14 protein-coding genes are annotated in these 16,917 nt (G+C 43.7%); 10 read left to right on the plus strand and 4 right to left on the minus strand.

The window, feature by feature from the left end; genetic code table 11:
• Positions 1-5: 5 nt before the first annotated feature.
• From DRW42_RS03060 to DRW42_RS03075, 4 genes are read left to right on the plus strand one after another with little or no spacing between them, the layout of a single operon-like run.
• Entirely contained in the window at positions 6-974 is a 969-nt protein-coding gene (locus DRW42_RS03060) for a discoidin domain-containing protein (protein WP_113947373.1), read from the plus strand.
• Positions 975-998: 24 nt separating this feature from the next.
• Positions 999-2,120: a TlpA disulfide reductase family protein gene (locus tag DRW42_RS03065; RefSeq protein ID WP_113947374.1), complete on the plus strand. Its 1,122-nt coding sequence runs from the start codon at positions 999-1,001 to the stop codon at positions 2,118-2,120.
• 17 nt (positions 2,121-2,137) lie between these two features.
• Complete coding sequence (locus DRW42_RS03070; RefSeq protein ID WP_113947375.1) at positions 2,138-3,256, plus strand: TlpA disulfide reductase family protein; 1,119 nt, start codon at positions 2,138-2,140, stop codon at positions 3,254-3,256.
• A gap of 12 nt (positions 3,257-3,268) precedes the next feature.
• On the plus strand, positions 3,269-5,779 hold the full coding sequence (locus DRW42_RS03075; RefSeq protein ID WP_113947376.1) for a zinc-dependent metalloprotease: 2,511 nt from the start codon (positions 3,269-3,271) through the stop codon (positions 5,777-5,779).
• Positions 5,780-5,947: 168 nt separating this feature from the next.
• Here DRW42_RS03075 and DRW42_RS03080 read toward each other — a convergent pair whose 3' ends face one another.
• Positions 5,948-6,820, minus strand: a complete 873-nt coding sequence (locus DRW42_RS03080) for a DUF808 domain-containing protein (protein WP_113947377.1) — start codon at positions 6,818-6,820, stop codon at positions 5,948-5,950.
• 250 nt (positions 6,821-7,070) lie between these two features.
• On the opposite strand from DRW42_RS03080, the gene DRW42_RS03085 reads away from it, so the two are divergent.
• Together DRW42_RS03085 and DRW42_RS03090 are read left to right on the plus strand one after the other, a co-directional pair.
• Positions 7,071-9,341: a GH92 family glycosyl hydrolase gene (locus DRW42_RS03085; protein ID WP_113947378.1), complete on the plus strand. Its 2,271-nt coding sequence runs from the start codon at positions 7,071-7,073 to the stop codon at positions 9,339-9,341.
• A 245-nt stretch (positions 9,342-9,586) separates the two neighbouring features.
• Positions 9,587-10,669, plus strand: a complete 1,083-nt coding sequence (locus DRW42_RS03090; RefSeq protein ID WP_113947379.1) for an AI-2E family transporter — start codon at positions 9,587-9,589, stop codon at positions 10,667-10,669.
• A 64-nt stretch (positions 10,670-10,733) separates the two neighbouring features.
• On the opposite strand, the gene DRW42_RS03095 is transcribed toward DRW42_RS03090, so the two are convergent.
• The gene (locus DRW42_RS03095; RefSeq protein ID WP_147243655.1) at positions 10,734-11,633 is read right to left on the minus strand and encodes an SDR family oxidoreductase; all 900 of its coding nucleotides are present in this window, start codon (positions 11,631-11,633) and stop codon (positions 10,734-10,736) included.
• 350 nt (positions 11,634-11,983) lie between these two features.
• On the opposite strand from DRW42_RS03095, the gene DRW42_RS03100 reads away from it, so the two are divergent.
• The 4 genes from DRW42_RS03100 to DRW42_RS03115 all read left to right on the plus strand — a co-directional run bounded on the left by DRW42_RS03100 (position 11,984) and on the right by DRW42_RS03115 (position 14,704).
• Complete coding sequence (locus tag DRW42_RS03100) at positions 11,984-12,292, plus strand: hypothetical protein (RefSeq protein WP_113947381.1); 309 nt, start codon at positions 11,984-11,986, stop codon at positions 12,290-12,292.
• 379 nt (positions 12,293-12,671) lie between these two features.
• Positions 12,672-13,394, plus strand: a complete 723-nt coding sequence (locus DRW42_RS03105) for a Crp/Fnr family transcriptional regulator (RefSeq protein WP_244215174.1) — start codon at positions 12,672-12,674, stop codon at positions 13,392-13,394.
• A gap of 235 nt (positions 13,395-13,629) precedes the next feature.
• Complete coding sequence (locus DRW42_RS03110; RefSeq protein WP_113947382.1) at positions 13,630-14,388, plus strand: SDR family NAD(P)-dependent oxidoreductase; 759 nt, start codon at positions 13,630-13,632, stop codon at positions 14,386-14,388.
• A gap of 10 nt (positions 14,389-14,398) precedes the next feature.
• The gene (locus tag DRW42_RS03115) at positions 14,399-14,704 is read left to right on the plus strand and encodes a hypothetical protein (RefSeq protein WP_113947383.1); all 306 of its coding nucleotides are present in this window, start codon (positions 14,399-14,401) and stop codon (positions 14,702-14,704) included.
• Positions 14,705-14,727: 23 nt separating this feature from the next.
• Here the strand turns inward: DRW42_RS03115 and DRW42_RS03120 are convergent, their stop codons facing one another.
• Both DRW42_RS03120 and DRW42_RS03125 read right to left on the minus strand, forming a co-directional pair.
• Positions 14,728-16,053 carry a serine hydrolase domain-containing protein gene (locus DRW42_RS03120; protein ID WP_158544263.1) on the minus strand — a complete coding sequence of 442 codons (1,326 nt, stop codon included), beginning with the start codon at positions 16,051-16,053 and terminating at the stop codon, positions 14,728-14,730.
• A 173-nt stretch (positions 16,054-16,226) separates the two neighbouring features.
• Positions 16,227-16,820, minus strand: a complete 594-nt coding sequence (locus DRW42_RS03125) for a hypothetical protein (RefSeq protein WP_113947385.1) — start codon at positions 16,818-16,820, stop codon at positions 16,227-16,229.
• Positions 16,821-16,917: the final 97 nt, after the last annotated feature.

A 16,917-nucleotide genomic window follows, 5' to 3' on the forward strand; every position in this document is an offset into this window, starting at 1 on the left:
AAGAGATGAAGACCTATAAATTAAATATACTGGCCCTTTTTACATCAGTGATGCTGCTTATGGCCTGTAAAAAAAATAATGCCGACCGCGAAACCCTGGCAGAAGGACGTGTAACCTTTGATCTGCCTGCGGCCAGCGATGTTGTGACCAGATCGCTCGACATTAAGAATATCACATTACTCAGCCTCGAAATGAAAGCTTCGCTGGTGGGCAATACGTCTGATGATGTACATTATGTTACTTTCGCTGCAGATACAACAAAAATTGCCGATTACAGAACAAAATACGGAAATGCGGCCCTTTTGTTGCCTACCCAAAGTTATCTTTATTACAAACCTACAGTAGCCATAGCTGCCGGAAACACAATTTCGGAAGCAGCAGTACTTAACCTCAGTTTTCAAACCACACTAAAAGCACGGAGCACTTATGTGCTTCCACTGGTTATTGCATCGGTTGACGGACAGGTGCAGGATCCCAAAACCCGCAGGGTGGTGTATTATGTATTTAATACCGGCGATGCGCTATATGTAGACCATACGGGTTACACGCTCACGGCCACTGCTTCTTCTACAGCAGGTACAAATGTTGCAGGGAGGGCTGTTGATGCCGCTACGGGCACCACCTATTGGGCCAGCGCAACCACGGTTGCATTGCCACAATGGGTAAGTATCGATTTCGGAAGGGAAGTAAACTTTTCAGGCCTTGATTATTTCTTCCCTACTGCGGTAACACCTGCCATGGGTGGTTATACCACTTCGGCCAGGGTAGAAACCAGCTCGAACAATACCACCTGGACTGACAGGGGCACCTATACCGTTGATGTAAACAATACCTTAAAAAAGCAAACCATCAACCTGCCCGGTTTAACCACTGCCCGTTATTTGCGTTTCACCATTTTAACCTCCACCCCATATATATCAGGCACACTTACCTACAGTATAGGTTTTGTGGGTGGTATCCTACTAAGAAACTAACCTATCATTTATAAATATCAGAAAATGAAGAAATCATTGATTTTAATGCTGGCGCTGTTACCCTTTGTGGTAACCGCTCAGAAAAGCTATACCCTTTACGGTAAACTCAGTACCTTAAAAGTACCGGCCAAAGCTTATTTGGTTACGCTACAGGGCAACAGGTTCAAAGAAACAGACTCAACGGTAATCAAAAACGGGGAATTCCGTTTTACCGGAAAAGTAAACGAGCCGCAAAGTGCGATGATTGCAGTTAAAACTACCGCGGGGAAGCAGGCCGATAACCTGAGTTTTTATCTCGAAAATTCGAAGATTACTTTTACAGGTAAAGATTCGATCAGAACGGCAATTGTTTCGGGTTCCGTTTCCGACCGTGAAGACCGGGAACTCAACGCCAAAATCAGACCTATGACCAATAAGATTATGAAAATCCAGCGCGAATTTTCAAAAGATCATGGTGTTGCAGCCAATAAAACACTCGAAGAGCGCAGCGCGGCACAGGATAGCCTGAACAGCTATGTGGCCCAGATCAAAAACATCAGACTGCGATTTGTAGAAACACACCTCAATTCGTATATGGGGCTTTCGGTGTTTAACACTTCCATTCTCGATAGTCATTTCGATTCTTCACTGGTAAAGCCGTTATTCGATAAATTTTCGCCACAACTCCGGTCTTCACCATTGGGTGAACTGGCTGCCGACAGGATTTTGGCAAACGGAAAGCGCGCGGTGGGTGTAAAGATATTTGATTTTACACAAACCGACATCAACGGAAAACCGTTCGAGATCAAATCGTTACGCGGAAAATATGTATTCCTCGATTTTTGGGCCAGCTGGTGTTATTGGTGCCGTAAAGAAAACCCGAATGTGTTAAAAGCTTACGAAGAACTTAAAAACCGGAACCTCGAAATTGTGAGCATTTCATTCGATGAAAGCAGAGCATCGTGGGAAAATGCGGTAAAACAGGATAAACTGCCCTGGTTACAGGTTTCAGACCTGAAAGGGATGAACGCAAAAGAAGGACTGGCCGCCAAACTGGATATTAAAGCAATCCCTCAAAACTTACTCATCAGTCCGGAAGGCGTAATCATTGCCACCAACCTGCGCGGCGAAGATCTTCCAGCCAAATTATCTGCCTTAATTAAATAATCCCTAACATCATAACCATGAATATCAAACCCATTATCATAACCTTATTATTATTGCCAGCAAGCTTTTGCATGGCCCAGGATAAATTTGAAATAACAGGTAAACTGCCCAAATCAGCCAACGGCCAAACCGTTTTACTCAGCTATGTAAACAGCGAAGGGAAATCGGTTAAGGACAGTACCAAAACCGCAAATGGCAAATTTGTCTTAAGCGGTACAACAAAATTCGGCAATGCAGCCTACCTGGAACTTAAACCCCTTGAAAAAGCCAGCAGCCGGACAAGATCTGATTTCCAGGAATTCTACCTGGAGAAAGGCAATACGATGGTAACCGGAACCGACAGTATTGCAACCTCGCTTATTACCGGAACAAAAGTACAGCGTGAATATGGCGAATATAATGCGCAAATGAATCCTCTACAGGCACAGTACAAACAAATAGTTGCCCGTTATTACAAAGCGAAGGCGGCAAAAGACTCGCTCGAGCTAAAGCAGATTGCTGTAGATGCAAAACCTGTAATGGCTAAAATGGAATCGACCCTCGATCAGTTTATTTTAAGTCACCCCGATTCTTATTTTACTGCTAATCTGATCATTGGAAACAAAATGGCTGTAATCGATGTAGATAAATTCGATCCCATTTATAAATCATTGAGCAAAGGTGTGCTGGCCAGTTTTACCGGTCAGAAAATAACAGAGAAATACAATAAGGCCAAACAATTTGCTGTTGGCAAAACAATCGATTTTACCCTTCCCGATGCAAAGGGAAATGAGTTTAAATTATCATCATTAAAAGGCAAATATGTACTGGTTGATTTTTGGGCAAGCTGGTGCGTACCCTGCCGTGCCGAAAACCCATTCTTGTTAAAAGCCTATAAAGAACTGAAAGAAAAGAACTTCGAAATCGTAGGTGTTTCTTTGGACGATAAAAGAGAAAGCTGGCTAAATGCGGTGGCAACTGATAACCTGCCCTGGACACAGGTTAGCGATGTAAAAGGCTTTAAAACCGAAGTTGCGGTAAGGTTTGGTATCAGTGCCATCCCACAAAATGTATTACTCGATCCACAGGGAAGAGTAGTTGCAAAAGACCTTAGGGGCGAAGACGTAAATAAAAAAATAGCAAGCTACATCAAGTAACCACATCGTTTCATGAAAAAAATTATGTTAGCTGCCCTGATGGGCATGGCATCGCCTTGCCTCATTAATGCACAGAACAGGCCGGCAAGCCTGCCAGCCACACCAGCCGATACGGCTAAAAAAACGGCCGGGATAGCGCTTCCGGGAGCTGCGAAATCGGCACCTAAGCCCTATAACCAGGTAATTACCGATAAAGCCATCAGCCGGAAGGGAATGATTACCACGCACAAGCTGGAAGATAAGTATTTCTTTGAGATAGCCGATTCTGTATTAGGCCGCGATATACTCGTGGTAAGCCGAATTTCGAAGGCTGGTGCTGAAGTACGTTCGGCATCAGGCTATTCGGGAGATCAGATTGGAAGCACTGTGATCCGCTTTGAAAAAGGCCCGTCCAACCGGATTTTTATGCGCAAACTTTCTTTCCGCACTTATGGCCCCGATAGTACTACCGCAATGTACCAGAACCTGCAGCGCTCCAATGTACAGGCCATTGCTGCAGCATTCAATATTGCAGCTTTTTCGCCCGACAAAAAAGGAAGTGTGATCGACATGACCGATTACATTAACAGCGATAACGATATTTTTTATTTTGGTACACCAGCAGTTAAAACAGGTTTGCGCCTGGGTATGCAACAGGCAGACAGAAGTTACATTTTAGGCGTTAAAAGCTTCCCTACCAATGTTGAGATCAATGTGGTTAAAACCTATCTGCTTACCCCCGCACCACCTTCGGTTACCTATATTCTTTCGGCGGCTCCCGGCGGAACTGTCCCTTCGGGCTCAGCAACGGTTGAGTTAAATGCTTCGCTTGTAATTTTACCCAAAGTACCCATGAAACCGCGTTACTTTGATCCGAGGATTGGTTATTTTACCACCGGATATACCGATTTCGACTCCAACCCACAGGGCATCAGGGAAATTGATATGATAAAGCGCTGGAGACTGGAACCAAGGGCCGCCGACATGGCCAGGTATAAAAAGGGTGAACTGGTTGAGCCCCTGAAGCCGATCGTTTTTTATATCGACCCGGCCACACCGAAAGAATGGGTGCCCTACCTTATTGCGGGCGTTAACGACTGGCAGAAAGCTTTCGAAAAGGCGGGCTTTAAAAATGCAGTAATGGCTAAAATGGCACCTACCGCAAAAGAAGATTCTACCTGGAGTTTGGATGATGCACGCCATTCGGCCATTGTTTACAAACCTTCCGAAATCCCGAATGCCAGCGGCCCAAGTATCGCTGATCCCCGCAGCGGGGAAATTATGGAAAGCCATATCAACTGGTACCATAATGTGATGAAACTGGTGCACGATTGGTATATGATCCAGGCAGGCGCCATTGATCCAAGGGCACAAAAAATGAATTTCAGTAAAGAATTAATGGGCGATTTGATCCGTTTTGTATCCTCGCACGAGGTTGGCCATACCCTTGGTTTGCGCCATAACTTTGGTTCGAGCGCTACCGTACCTTCAGAAAAACTGCGCGACAAAACATTTGTTGAGGCGAATGGTCATACCCCATCTATTATGGATTATGCACGTTTTAACTATGTGGCACAGCCTGAGGATAACATTAAACCAAAAGGGATTTATCCGCGGATAGGTGATTACGATCTTTGGGCAATTGAATGGGGATATAAACTATTGGATGCTAAAACCGCAGCTGCCGAAGTTCCGGTATTAAATAAACTCACCATTGGAAAGCTGAAGAATAATCGTTTATGGTTCGGAACCGAATCAAATGGCGATGATCCGCGATCACAGAGCGAAGACCTGGGTGATGACGCCATGATATCAGGCAACTATGGCATTAAAAATTTAAAACGCATCCTGGTTAAACTCCCCGAATGGACGAAAGAAAATAATGAGGGTTATGATAACCTGAAAAACATGTACGGACAGTTGGTTGGCCAACTGGGAAGGTATATGGGGCATGTAGCCAAAAATATAGGTGGTGTTCTGGAAACGCCCAAAACCGTTGAACAGGCTGGTACGGTATATCAACGGAACCCGGCGGCAAAACAACGTGAGGCAATCGCTTTTTTTGATCAGCAGCTTTTTACCACCCCTACCTGGTTGCTTGATAAAAATATTCTTGATAATACAGGCCGCGATCCCATTTATGTGGTTACCCTGTTACAGGTGCCGATTATCAATCAGATTTTAAGCAATGCAACGCTTAACAAACTGATTACAGCTGAAGCCATTGACGGAGACGATGCCTATAAGATCACCGATTTAATGGCAGATTTAAATGCATCGATCTTTGCTGAACTTAAAACGGGTACAGCCATAGATGTTTACCGCCGCAACCTGCAAAAAAATTACCTGGCCAGGCTAATTGCCATTGTAAATGGACCTAATGCCAATGCATCCAATAATGATGTAAGCTCGGTTGTTAAAGGTGAGTTAAAAATGCTTGGAGTCTCGATCAAAAAAGCGGCAATCAATACCAAGGGACAAACAAAAGCCCATTTGGATGATCTTGCCGACCGTATTGATGCGGCATTAAAAGGGAAAGAATAAGTTTGTGATCAGCTAAAATACGCTGCACACGAAAATTCTACATATAAAGTTAAGCCTTTAAATCTTTCGATTTAAAGGCTTTTTTGTGTTTAAACTACAGCGCCATAAACTTAGGCTAGCAGTAAAGCGCTTTTACGATGCCCGAAGGCATCGGCCAGGTTTTACAGATCAGGCTTTACGCTTAAACAGCTTTAGGATCTTTTTGACTGCCATTGCAAAGGCAACTGCCAGTAATCCGGCAACTAAACCGGCACCAAATTCTTTTATTATTGAAGGAATACCCGGTAAAAGGTGATGCATGAAATCAATATTGTGTACAAAAATGCCACCCGAAACAAGGATCAATGCTATTGTTCCTACCACACTTAAAACTTTTATTACGATGGGTAGCGACCAAACCAGTAATTTACCCAGTACTGAAAGCGCTCCTTTTCCGTTCGAACGTTTAATTAACCGGTATCCTGCATCATCCATCCTAACAATTATAGCCACAATGCCATAAACCCCGATTGTAGCCAGAAGCGCTATAATCGAAACAGTTACAATCTGTAAGGTAATGCTTTCTTCCAGTACGCTGCCCAGCGCGATGATTACAATTTCGATAGAGAGGATAAAATCTGTAGTGATGGCAGATCTAACTTTTATCTTTTCCGCATCCTTATCTTCCTGTAAAACCTCTGTTGTTTCCTGATGGTGATCTGCAGAGCGATGAAAAAGATATTCTACAATCTTTTCAACGCCTTCATACGCGAGGTATATCCCTCCCAGTACCAAAATTATTTTTATGGCCACCGGAAAAAACACATTCAGTAATAGTGCTATCGGAACAATAATAAGTTTGTTGACCAATGAGCCCTTGGTAATCGCCCATAATACCGGAAGTTCTCTTGAAGAAAGAAAACCGGTTGATTTTTCGGCATTAACGGCAAGATCATCGCCCAATATTCCGGCTGTTTTTTTTGCAGCAAGTTTTGCGCTTACCGCAACATCATCCATTAAAGCACCTATATCGTCTAAAACTGCAAAAAAACCTGAAGCCATATCCTTATCTAATTGGGCATGCAAAATACCAAATCAATCTTAATCTGAAAGAAAAACATCAAAAGATTCACTAAAAACCCATACCGCCCCTACTTTATAGAAAAATAAGTACAGGAATTCAAATTCAGGAAGACAAAAAGAAATTAAACATATTCGGTTTAATAAATCGTTTTACTAACTTGCTTTTTAAATTAGATATCCCACAGGTAGAGATAAGCGGATTTAAAACTTGTGGGTTTATGGAAAAAATATGAAAAAACTCTTTTACACATTATTAAACTGCATTTTACCGTTCGCGTTTTTAGCCGGTACGGCCGATGCCCAGACCAAAAAACAACCTGTCGATTACGTAAATCCCTATATCGGGAACATCAGCCATTTGCTTGTTCCCACCTATCCCACCGTCCATTTACCCAATAGTTTGTTGAGGGTTTATCCCGAACGGGATAATTTCACCGCCAATACAATACATGGTTTGCCGCTGGTTATTACCAGCCACCGGGGTAGTTCGGCCTTTAACCTGAGCCCTTTCCAGGGCGACCTGAAAAACACCAGCCCCACCATAGCTTATGGTTATGATAACGAAATCATCAAACCTTATTATTATGAGGTTGATCTTGACGACTATGGCATCAATGTACGGTTTGCCCCCGCTCACCAATCAGGCATATACGATATCAGCTTTTCAAAATCCGGTCCTGCATATCTGATCATGAACACCAGAAATGGCGAACTATCGGTTAAAGAAAATGTGGTAAGCGGATTTCAGAAACTGGGTAATAACACCAGGGTTTATATTTATTTCCAAACCGATTTATCCCCTCTTGAGGCCGGAAAACAAAAGAATGGTCAAATTGATTCAAAAGATCAGTCCACATCGGGGCAGAATGCTTACCTGACATTAAAATACCCGGCCGGCACAAAAAAGATCAGGGCTCGTTACGGCATATCATTTATCAGCGTAGAACAGGCAAAGCGGAACCTTAACAGGGAAATAAGGGATTATGAGCTGGATAAAGTGGCTCAAAACGGCAGAAATATATGGAACCAAACCCTTGGAAAAATTGCTGTTGAGGGAACAGATGAAACGGCCAAAATTATTTTTTACACCTCACTTTACCGCACTTATGAGCGCATGATCAGTTTATCAGAAGATGGTCAGTATTTTAGTGCTTTTGATGGCAAGGTTCACAATGATAACGGCACTCCTTTTTTTACAGATGACTGGATTTGGGATACCTATAGGGCAACACATCCGCTACGTGTAATTATTGAGCCAAAAATGGAAGGCGATATGATTAACTCTTATCTCCGGATGGCCCAGCAGATGAACGACCACTGGATGCCCACTTTCCCGGAAGTTACCGGCGATAGCCGCAGGATGAACAGTAACCACGGCGTGGCCACTATAATTGATGCTTATAACAAAGGCCTCCGGAGCTTTAATCTCGAAGAAGCATATCAATATTGTAAAGCCGGGATCACCGAAAAAACACTGTCACCATGGTCGTCAAAAAAAGCAGGTGTTTTAGATCAGTTTTTTAAAGATAAGGGATACTTTCCGGCATTACCTCCCGGAGAAAAGGAAACTGCGCCCGAAGTTCATGGTTTCGAAAAGCGCCAACCCATAGCGGTAACTTTGGGTACGGTTTACGATGAGTGGTGCCTGGGCAACATTGCCGGGCAACTTGGCAAAACCGATGAAGCAAAATATTTTTTAGAGAAAAGCAAAAGCTATCACACCGTGTTTAATCCCGATACCAAATTCTTTCATCCGAAAGATATTGATGGCAAATTTATCCAACCTTTGGATTATCGCTTTTCGGGTGGATTAGGGGCAAGGGAAACCTACGATGAAAACAACGGCTGGCTTTACCGCTGGGATGTGCTACACAACATAGGCGACCTGGTTGATATGATCGGTGGAAAACAGGCTTTTGTTGATGAGCTGGAAAAAATGTATGATACACCGCTGGGAAAAAGCAGGTTTGATTTTTATTCGCAACTGCCAGACCATACGGGTAATGTTGGACAGTTTTCTATGGGTAACGAACCGGCCATGCATATCCCCTATCTTTACAACTATGCAGGCCAACCGTGGCGTACCCAGAAACGTGTACGCAGCTTACTTACCCAATGGTTCCGTAACGACCTGATGGGTATCCCGGGCGATGAAGATGGCGGTGGTTTAACCTCTTTTGTAGTTTTTTCGCAAATGGGTTTTTATCCAATTACCCCGGGTATACCTATGTATGTTATTGGTAGTCCTACATTTTCTAATGTAAAACTGGATATCGGGAATGGTAAAAAATTCGAAGTAACCTGTTTGAATTATGCACCCGAAAATAAATACATACAATCTGCAAAGTTAAACGGGCAGGTTTGGAATAAATCGTGGTTCTCGCACGAGGATTTAATGAAAGGTGGAAAACTGGAACTAACTATGGGTAAACGCCCGAACAAATTATGGGCATCGGAGGAAAGTTCTATTCCCCCTTCTTTTAAAATGCCTGCAAAATAATATCCATGCCAAAACCGCATGGATTTTGGCATCAACTTCTTGTCGCATACCTTGCTATAAATGCATGGTATGCGGCAGGTAAATGCAGTCGCACAGCTCTAATCCTCTACTTCCACCAGGTTTTAACTAAAAATTCTCACTATTTAGCATCTTTGTTTCCAGGCATATATCTATTTGTGATTCCATACGATTAAAAATCTCCAATCGCTTAAAAACTTTTAATGAAGTTGATCAGTTAGGTTGGTATGGATATCAAAAAAAGCAACAACCTTTTCCGAACGGCAACTTCTATTGTGTTGTACGTTGCCGGGCTGATCATTTTACTCTGGTTTTTATATAAAATACTCAGTGTGCTGTTACTGGGGATTTTTGCAGTTGTACTGGGCATTATCATCAATGCCCCGGTTAGCCGACTGGAAAGAAAAGGGCTGAAACGCTGGTTGGCTTCCCTGATTGTTTTTGTGCTGATTTTTGCTACAATGGGCTTACTCGGCTGGATGGTTGTGCCGCATTTAAGCGATCAGTTGGATGTGCTGATCGGGAATATCCCTAAATATTACGCATCTGTTAGTGGTTACCTTGATAGGGTATTGGCTAAATTTCCTGAATTGCAAAAGGAGATCAAAGACGGCGGCATGTCGGTATCTTCAGCTATTCCTTCCATTGGCAATACGGTTATGGGGATTGGTAATTTTTCTTTTTCAGTGCTTGGAAATCTATTTGTGTTTATTGTTTTCATCTGCATGGTGGTATTTTTTGTAGGTAGCCCCAGGCCTATTGTGGAGCTGTATATCACGGTTTTCCCAATCCATCAGCGCCAAAAAGCTGAAGATGCGCTTAAACACACTTCGGTAATGTTAATCGGCTGGATGAAATCGAACCTGATTGGTGGCGCTATTGAAGCGGTTGTGGTATATGGCTTTCTCACACTCATGAACGTACCCGGGGCTTTGGTTTGGGCTGCACTCGCGTTTTTTTCGGAACTAATCCCTAAAATCGGTTTTTACATTATGGCTATTCCGCCTACCTTGGTTGCACTCTCGGTGAGCCCTGCTACGGCGTTTTGGTGCCTGGTGTTTTTTCTATTGCTTAACGAGCTGGTTTCGGATTTTCTGATGCCGAAACTCCGGTCATCCACAATGAATATCCATCCGATGTCTTCCCTGTTCCTGTTACTTGCGATGGGTATGGCTTTTGGTTTAACCGGTGCCTTACTCGCAACACCAATGGCGGCTGTGATAAAAGCTTATTATGAAGAATTTTACACCAACTGCAGGTTAAAGGACGAATTGGTAGAAGACCGTATTGATGCGGTTGTCTACCCTTAAAACCCAGAAGCTTTTTAAATGAAAGAGCCTGTATCATAAATAAAATGATCAGGCTCAATGTGTTTTACGGATGGCCACTTCCACCGGCAGCACCATAAATCTGCCCTGTTGCATAACTACCTGAATTATCGGCCAGCTGCACATAAATAGAGGCCAGTTCAGCAGGCTGTCCCGGTCTTCCTAAAGGTGTTGCCTTCCCAAATTCTTCGATGGCATTCTGCGGCTGTCCACCACTGGTTTGAAGCGGGGTCCATACCGGCCCCGGAGCTACGCCATTTACCCTGATGCCTTTCGGGCCCAGTTGTTTGGCAAGCGATTTTACAAAAGCAACGTTTGCCGCCTTGGTTTGAGCATAATCGAAAAGATTTTCTGAAGGATCATAGGGCTGTACCGAACTGGTTGAAATAATTACGGAACCAGGCTCAAGGTGAGGCAGCGCTGCTTTGGTGATCCAGAAGGGGGCATAAATATTGGTTTTTATAGTCATATCAAATCCCTCCGAGCTGATATCCGCAAGTGAATCAACTGCCTGCTGGTGTCCGGCATTATTCACCAGGATGTCTATCCCACCCAGCTTTTTTACTGCGCCAGCTACCAGCTCCACACAGAAGCTTTCAGAAGTAATATCACCGGATATTCCAAATCCATTCCTCCCTGCCTCTTCTATCAGCGCCAGTACTTCATCAGCATCAGACTGCTCCTGTGGCAGATAGCCGATCACTACATCTGCGCCTTCCCTTGCATAGGCAATAGCTGCCGCCCGGCCAATCCCCGAATCGCCTCCGGTAATCAACGCCCTTCTTCCTGTAAGTCTTCCGGTTCCTTTATAGGTTTTTTCACCGTGATCCGGAACCGGGTCCATTTTTGATGCCAGCCCCGGAACGGCCTGCGGCTGTTTAACAAATGGAGGCTGTGGATATTTTGTTCTTGGATCCTCTAAGGATTGTATTTTCTTTTCAGTCATTTCCATTGATGATTTTCTTCGGGCCTTAAACATACTGCCCATACACCCTGGCCGTGGATAATGGGCGGGCCTTTAAAAACTAAAGGTTATCCAATAAATCCAACACCGTAAATCTGTTAATTGTTCTCGGGAAAATAAAAGCATTGGATAGGGAAAGTTGAATACAGCCAACATTACCTTGTTGTAGTTCATTTAAGTGTCTACAGAAATTATAGTATCTCTTTCCGTACATAAATTAGTCTCACAATAGGGAAATAATAATAAAATGATTATTTTTGCTCTGCAAAACGGGAATTACCGGACCATCCCTTTGAAAGATTGATCACATTTATCACTTAAGAACAGAAAACATGAAAAAATTATCTATTGCATTGATTTGTATGTTTTTCGCATTTGCCACCATGGCTGGCGATGTAAACACCGGAAAAACATCGGGGAACCCAATCAGGGTTGAGTTAGACCTCAACAATAGTTCAAGGAATAGCAATACCGCGAGTGCATTCCGTATTCAAAAGCCTTTCACTTTTCACGATTCCTGCGGACAAACCATCACCGTATATGTGAGCGCTCCAAATGGAACGTACTGGGCGGACATGGGTGTTGTTGCAGGCCATTACATGCTCGACCACATGAACAGCTCAGGATGTTACATCCCATAGGTTAGCTGGATTTTTAAGGTATACGGAACAGATTACCAGAAACCATATACCCAACACCCGTTTCGAATTGATACTAAGGGATGGTCCCCATTAAACATCAGTCTGTATCCAAAAAATTATCACCTTTCTCAAGGTAGGTTTTCAATATCTTGGTGGATTCCTCCACAAGTAGAGAATGTAAACGATCCATAATAAATGATTTTGGTGCTAGCACTACATTCCCTGTTCCTGAAAACATCTAAAATACTAAGCACTAAGACTATAGACAGCTACCACTGTGAGTCCATCAGCTGTTTACCCTTAAATAATCTGATTGAAATCTAAGTTATTAATGATGATGCTCCCTTAGGGGCAAGCCATTAGAATAATAAAAAAGATAATGATTCAACTGCTGGACCTAGTCGAAACCGATGAAAAAAATATATTCAAAAATTCCCAGCTCAATGCTAAAAACCCTTCCCAGTTTGTTTTATCAGAAGCCTTGCGTAAATTGCATACTTTATCCAATCGCATGATGTCCAATTTTGAAGCGCTTTTTACTTACATCCACGAAACAGCTGGCAAATCCCTGTCAGCGCAGGACAAACAGTTGTTGATGGTGCACTTCAAACCTAAAAAACTGCGCAAACGGCAATACTTCCTGCAGGAAGGCGACGTATGCAGGTATATTGGATTTATCACCAAAGGATCCGCGAGAACCTTCACGGTAGATGAAAAAGGGAATGAACATATCCTGAAACTCTCGCTTGAAAACTGGTGGCTGGCCGATTTTGAAAGTTTCTATAAATTAACGCCCAGCCGTTTCAATATAGAAGCACTCGAGGAACTGGAAGTTTTACAAACCACAAATGCTGAAATTGAGGACGTACTTAAACAGATCCCCGCATTTTTGGAGATGTCTAGCGTTATCAATCAAAATTACACCATTGCTAACCAAAAAAGGATCGAAGCTGCCATGACCTATACCGCTGAAGAGCGTTACGGGGATCTGGTGCGTAACTATCCACAATTTCTAAAACGGTTCCCGCAAAACATGATCGCCTCTTACCTGGGCCTCTCCAGGGAAACTTTAAGCAGGCTCAGGAAAAATGCGCTCAAATAACCGTCCTGATTTTTCCGCTCCCCTGCGCGCGCTATTTCCCCAATCAAACAAAAACACCTATCAAACAAACAGTTAACTGTAGTCAGGTGATTTAAGTCACGCTTGCCTATTGCCTTAAATCACAGGTACTTTATGATCCAGCTCACGCGCCAGTTTATAAGAGCTTTGCATCTTTGAATGTGCTCCAGAAGCCAAAATAGAACTGGAGAAATTAAACATGTTAACATTTAAAATCATGAAAAATTTAGAAAATAAAGTAGCTGTAGTTACCGGTGCATCAAAAGGGATAGGTGCATCGATTGCAAAACACTTTGCTGCAGCAGGCGCAAAGGTAGTGGTGAATTATGCATCAAGTAAGGAAGGTGCGGACCGGGTGGTTAAAGAGATTACCGAAAACGGAGGCCTGGCCATTGCAGTGCAGGCAGACATATCGGATGAAGCAGATGTGATCAGGTTGTTCCAGGAAACAGATAAAGCTTTCGGCGCGTTGGATATCCTTGTCAATAACGCGGTTTACCAGGGATATTTACCCATTGAACAAGTTTCGGCAGACGCTTTTCATAAGCATTTCAATGTAAATGTTTTAGGTCCTATATTAACTATCCAGGCATCTCTGAAAGCCTTTGGCAATAAGGGTGGCAATGTGATCAACATCAGTTCGGGAGCAAGTAAATACCCCCTTCCAGGCGCATCCTTGTATTCTGCTACCAAGGCGGCATTAGATGCCATTACAATTGCGCTATCCAAAGAACTGGGCGCAAAAAACATACGCATCAATTCCATCTTACCTGGCGCCACCGATACCGAAGGAGCCAATAGCGCAGGCGTTACGCCTGGCAGTGAATACGAAAAAATGTTTGTTTCCAAAACACCGCTTGGTCGCAGGGGTTTACCGGAGGATATAGCCAAAGCGGCTGTGTTCCTTGCCTCAGATGACGCAGCCTGGATTACAGGCGAGCAGATCGGCGTTTCGGGTGGTATGTACGGTTTTTAACCCCACATTAATGGAAAAACAACCAAACCGGCCAAAATCAAAAGATCCCTCTTCTAAAAGAAGCAGGGATTTTTTGTTTTCCCAAATTGCTGTAATCGCTTGCTTATTTGAAAATTGCGCTTCCCACATACAGCACAGTCCTGCTATTGATACATCATCCGCTCAAGAGGATATAGGCAAGAAAATGCACCTTGGGGCAGAGATGATAGGACGTAAATGTTTAAAGATGAACCATGCCCCTAAAAGAAAAAAACAGCCAATTGAAAGAATCAATGTAGCCAACTCTAAACAACAAAACTCTAAACTTCATGATTAGCCTCTATACCAGACCACAGTAAATCAACGTACTTTACTGAAAACAAACGATCTGGCACCCTGACTGAATAGCATCTGACCACCCTCCGGCTTAAAAACGATCTTGATCCCTGCAGTATCAAACCTGAAGGTATTGTCGGAGACAGCCTGCAAGGGAAAGCCTGACTGCCCTGTTGCCTGGGCCTGGAGCTGTCCATTGCTTTGCGAAATGGTGATTTTGACTGGCAATCCTGCACTGGAATATTCCCCTGTATAGCTTTTGAGCAGTTCAGCAGAGAGTTTGATTTCCCGGAAAGAGGGCAAATCAAAAGGCATATTGTTAGCCATGGAGAGCATGGCGATGGTAATTTCGTTCAGGCTGTACTGCTGGCCATTGATGGACATGGCCAAACTGATCCCGCTTTTGGGGAAGCTAGCAAGCATACTGAATGACCCAAAGGTCGCCCCATTGTGCCCGAAACCGCTCTGGCTATAAAAAGGTACCATCATCAACCCCATTCCAAATAACTGCTCACGGTCAAAGCTGCACATCTGGGCAAAGCTTTTTTCGCTGACCAGTTTGCCTGAGGATAATGCACTTAGGAATTTCAGCATATCTACAGGGGTCGAAAGCACATCACCCACGCCTATTACGTTGGGGAAATACATATCGGTGATCTGAGTCCAGTAGTCTCTCCTACCATAAGCGCTGGCCTCTAAAGTTCCTTGGTTGTTAGGCACACCCGATAAAGTATGCTTTAGGCCTACCCTTTTAGCAATGCGGCTATCCAATGCTTCCGGATAGGATTTACCGGTAATCTTTTCAATGATGCCGGCCAGGATCAGGTAACCGGAGTTGCAATACAACTGTTTGGATCCCGGCGCAAAATGCGGTGCTTTTTTAGCGATACTGTCCAATATCTGCTCCCGGGAATGTTTGCCCGCTATCCATCGTTTATCAGTAAGGTCATTTACAAAATCCATCAGGCCGCTCCGGTGGGAAAGCAACTGCCCGATGGTAATTTCACTGGCACCGGGCATTTTGGGATAAAATCGGGCAAGCCGGGTATCAAGGGATAGTTTACCTTCCTCGATAAGCTGGAAGATCATGGTTGCAGTAAAAACCTTGGTGATTGAGCCGATACGGTACCTGGTCAGGGAATCCGACAAAAGCGTATCTTTCTCTACTGCTCGGAATCCCAGGCTGCGCGCATAAACCTGCTTGCCATCTTTACGGATGACAAAAGTGCCCATGGCTTTGTGATTTGAATCCAGTATATTGAAAAAACTGTCCAGTTTAGCAGTATTAACCTGCTGCCCCTGCGCACGGCATAAAATCGTGGCCAGTAAGAGCATAATAATGTATTTCATTGGTGTTGGCGTTAATCGGAGGTGAATATAGGAAATAACCTGCATTTCGGGCAAAGCAGCCTCTAAACAATGCGGCCGCAGGCAAAAGTCCACACGCCGTCAATCGCTGCTAAAACAGGGCTAAAAACTCTGGGACTAACTCCGATCCCATTTAACGGAAAGATTCTAAAACGCTATTTTTTCCAGTATAGGGTCAACCTGATCCGCTGCGTTCCAGCAGAAAAAATAAGGTTCAGATCCGCATGCACCTCCTGAGTCTCCCAAAGTGTATTCTGGTTAAGGTATTTTTGTCCCTCATCATCAACTGTTTTTGGCTTTTCATCAGCCTGGGCAGGCTTGCCGAATGTTTTGATAAGCTGCACCCTGATCCGCTCATATTCACCCGTATAGACTTCCAGTTTCCCGCCCTGTTCCTTCCGGCTCTCCAGTATATCTTTCAGGTCCCCGTAACGCCCCTTCTCCCAGTCGTAAGAAACCAGGCGAAGCAATGAATCCTTTGGCGTAAAAAAATATTCCGCATAAAGGGGAAGCGCACTAAGGGCCTTGCGTTGCACAATGACCGGGTTTACCGTCTGATAGCGGTCAGCTAAAGGATAGTAATCCTTGGAAAGCGATACATTCTGGGAAAGAAATTTTGCATCTGGATCAAGTTTCCTTTCAAAAGCGATCACCTCGGAAATTTTACTCTGTTTGGTCCAGACACTTTCCTGGGAAAAGCTTACCCCACCGCACAAAAGCAATGAGAGGGTTAAAAAGATTATTTTCATGGCCTGAAGTTACAACATTGCGAGAAAAAAATGTTAATGACATATCGTAATTCAAAACCACACGTTTCGTGCAGAGCGCAGATATCCTATATTTTTC

The sequence above is a fragment of the Pedobacter miscanthi genome, assembly GCF_003315595.1.
Classification (GTDB): Bacteria; Bacteroidota; Bacteroidia; order Sphingobacteriales; family Sphingobacteriaceae; genus Pedobacter; species Pedobacter miscanthi.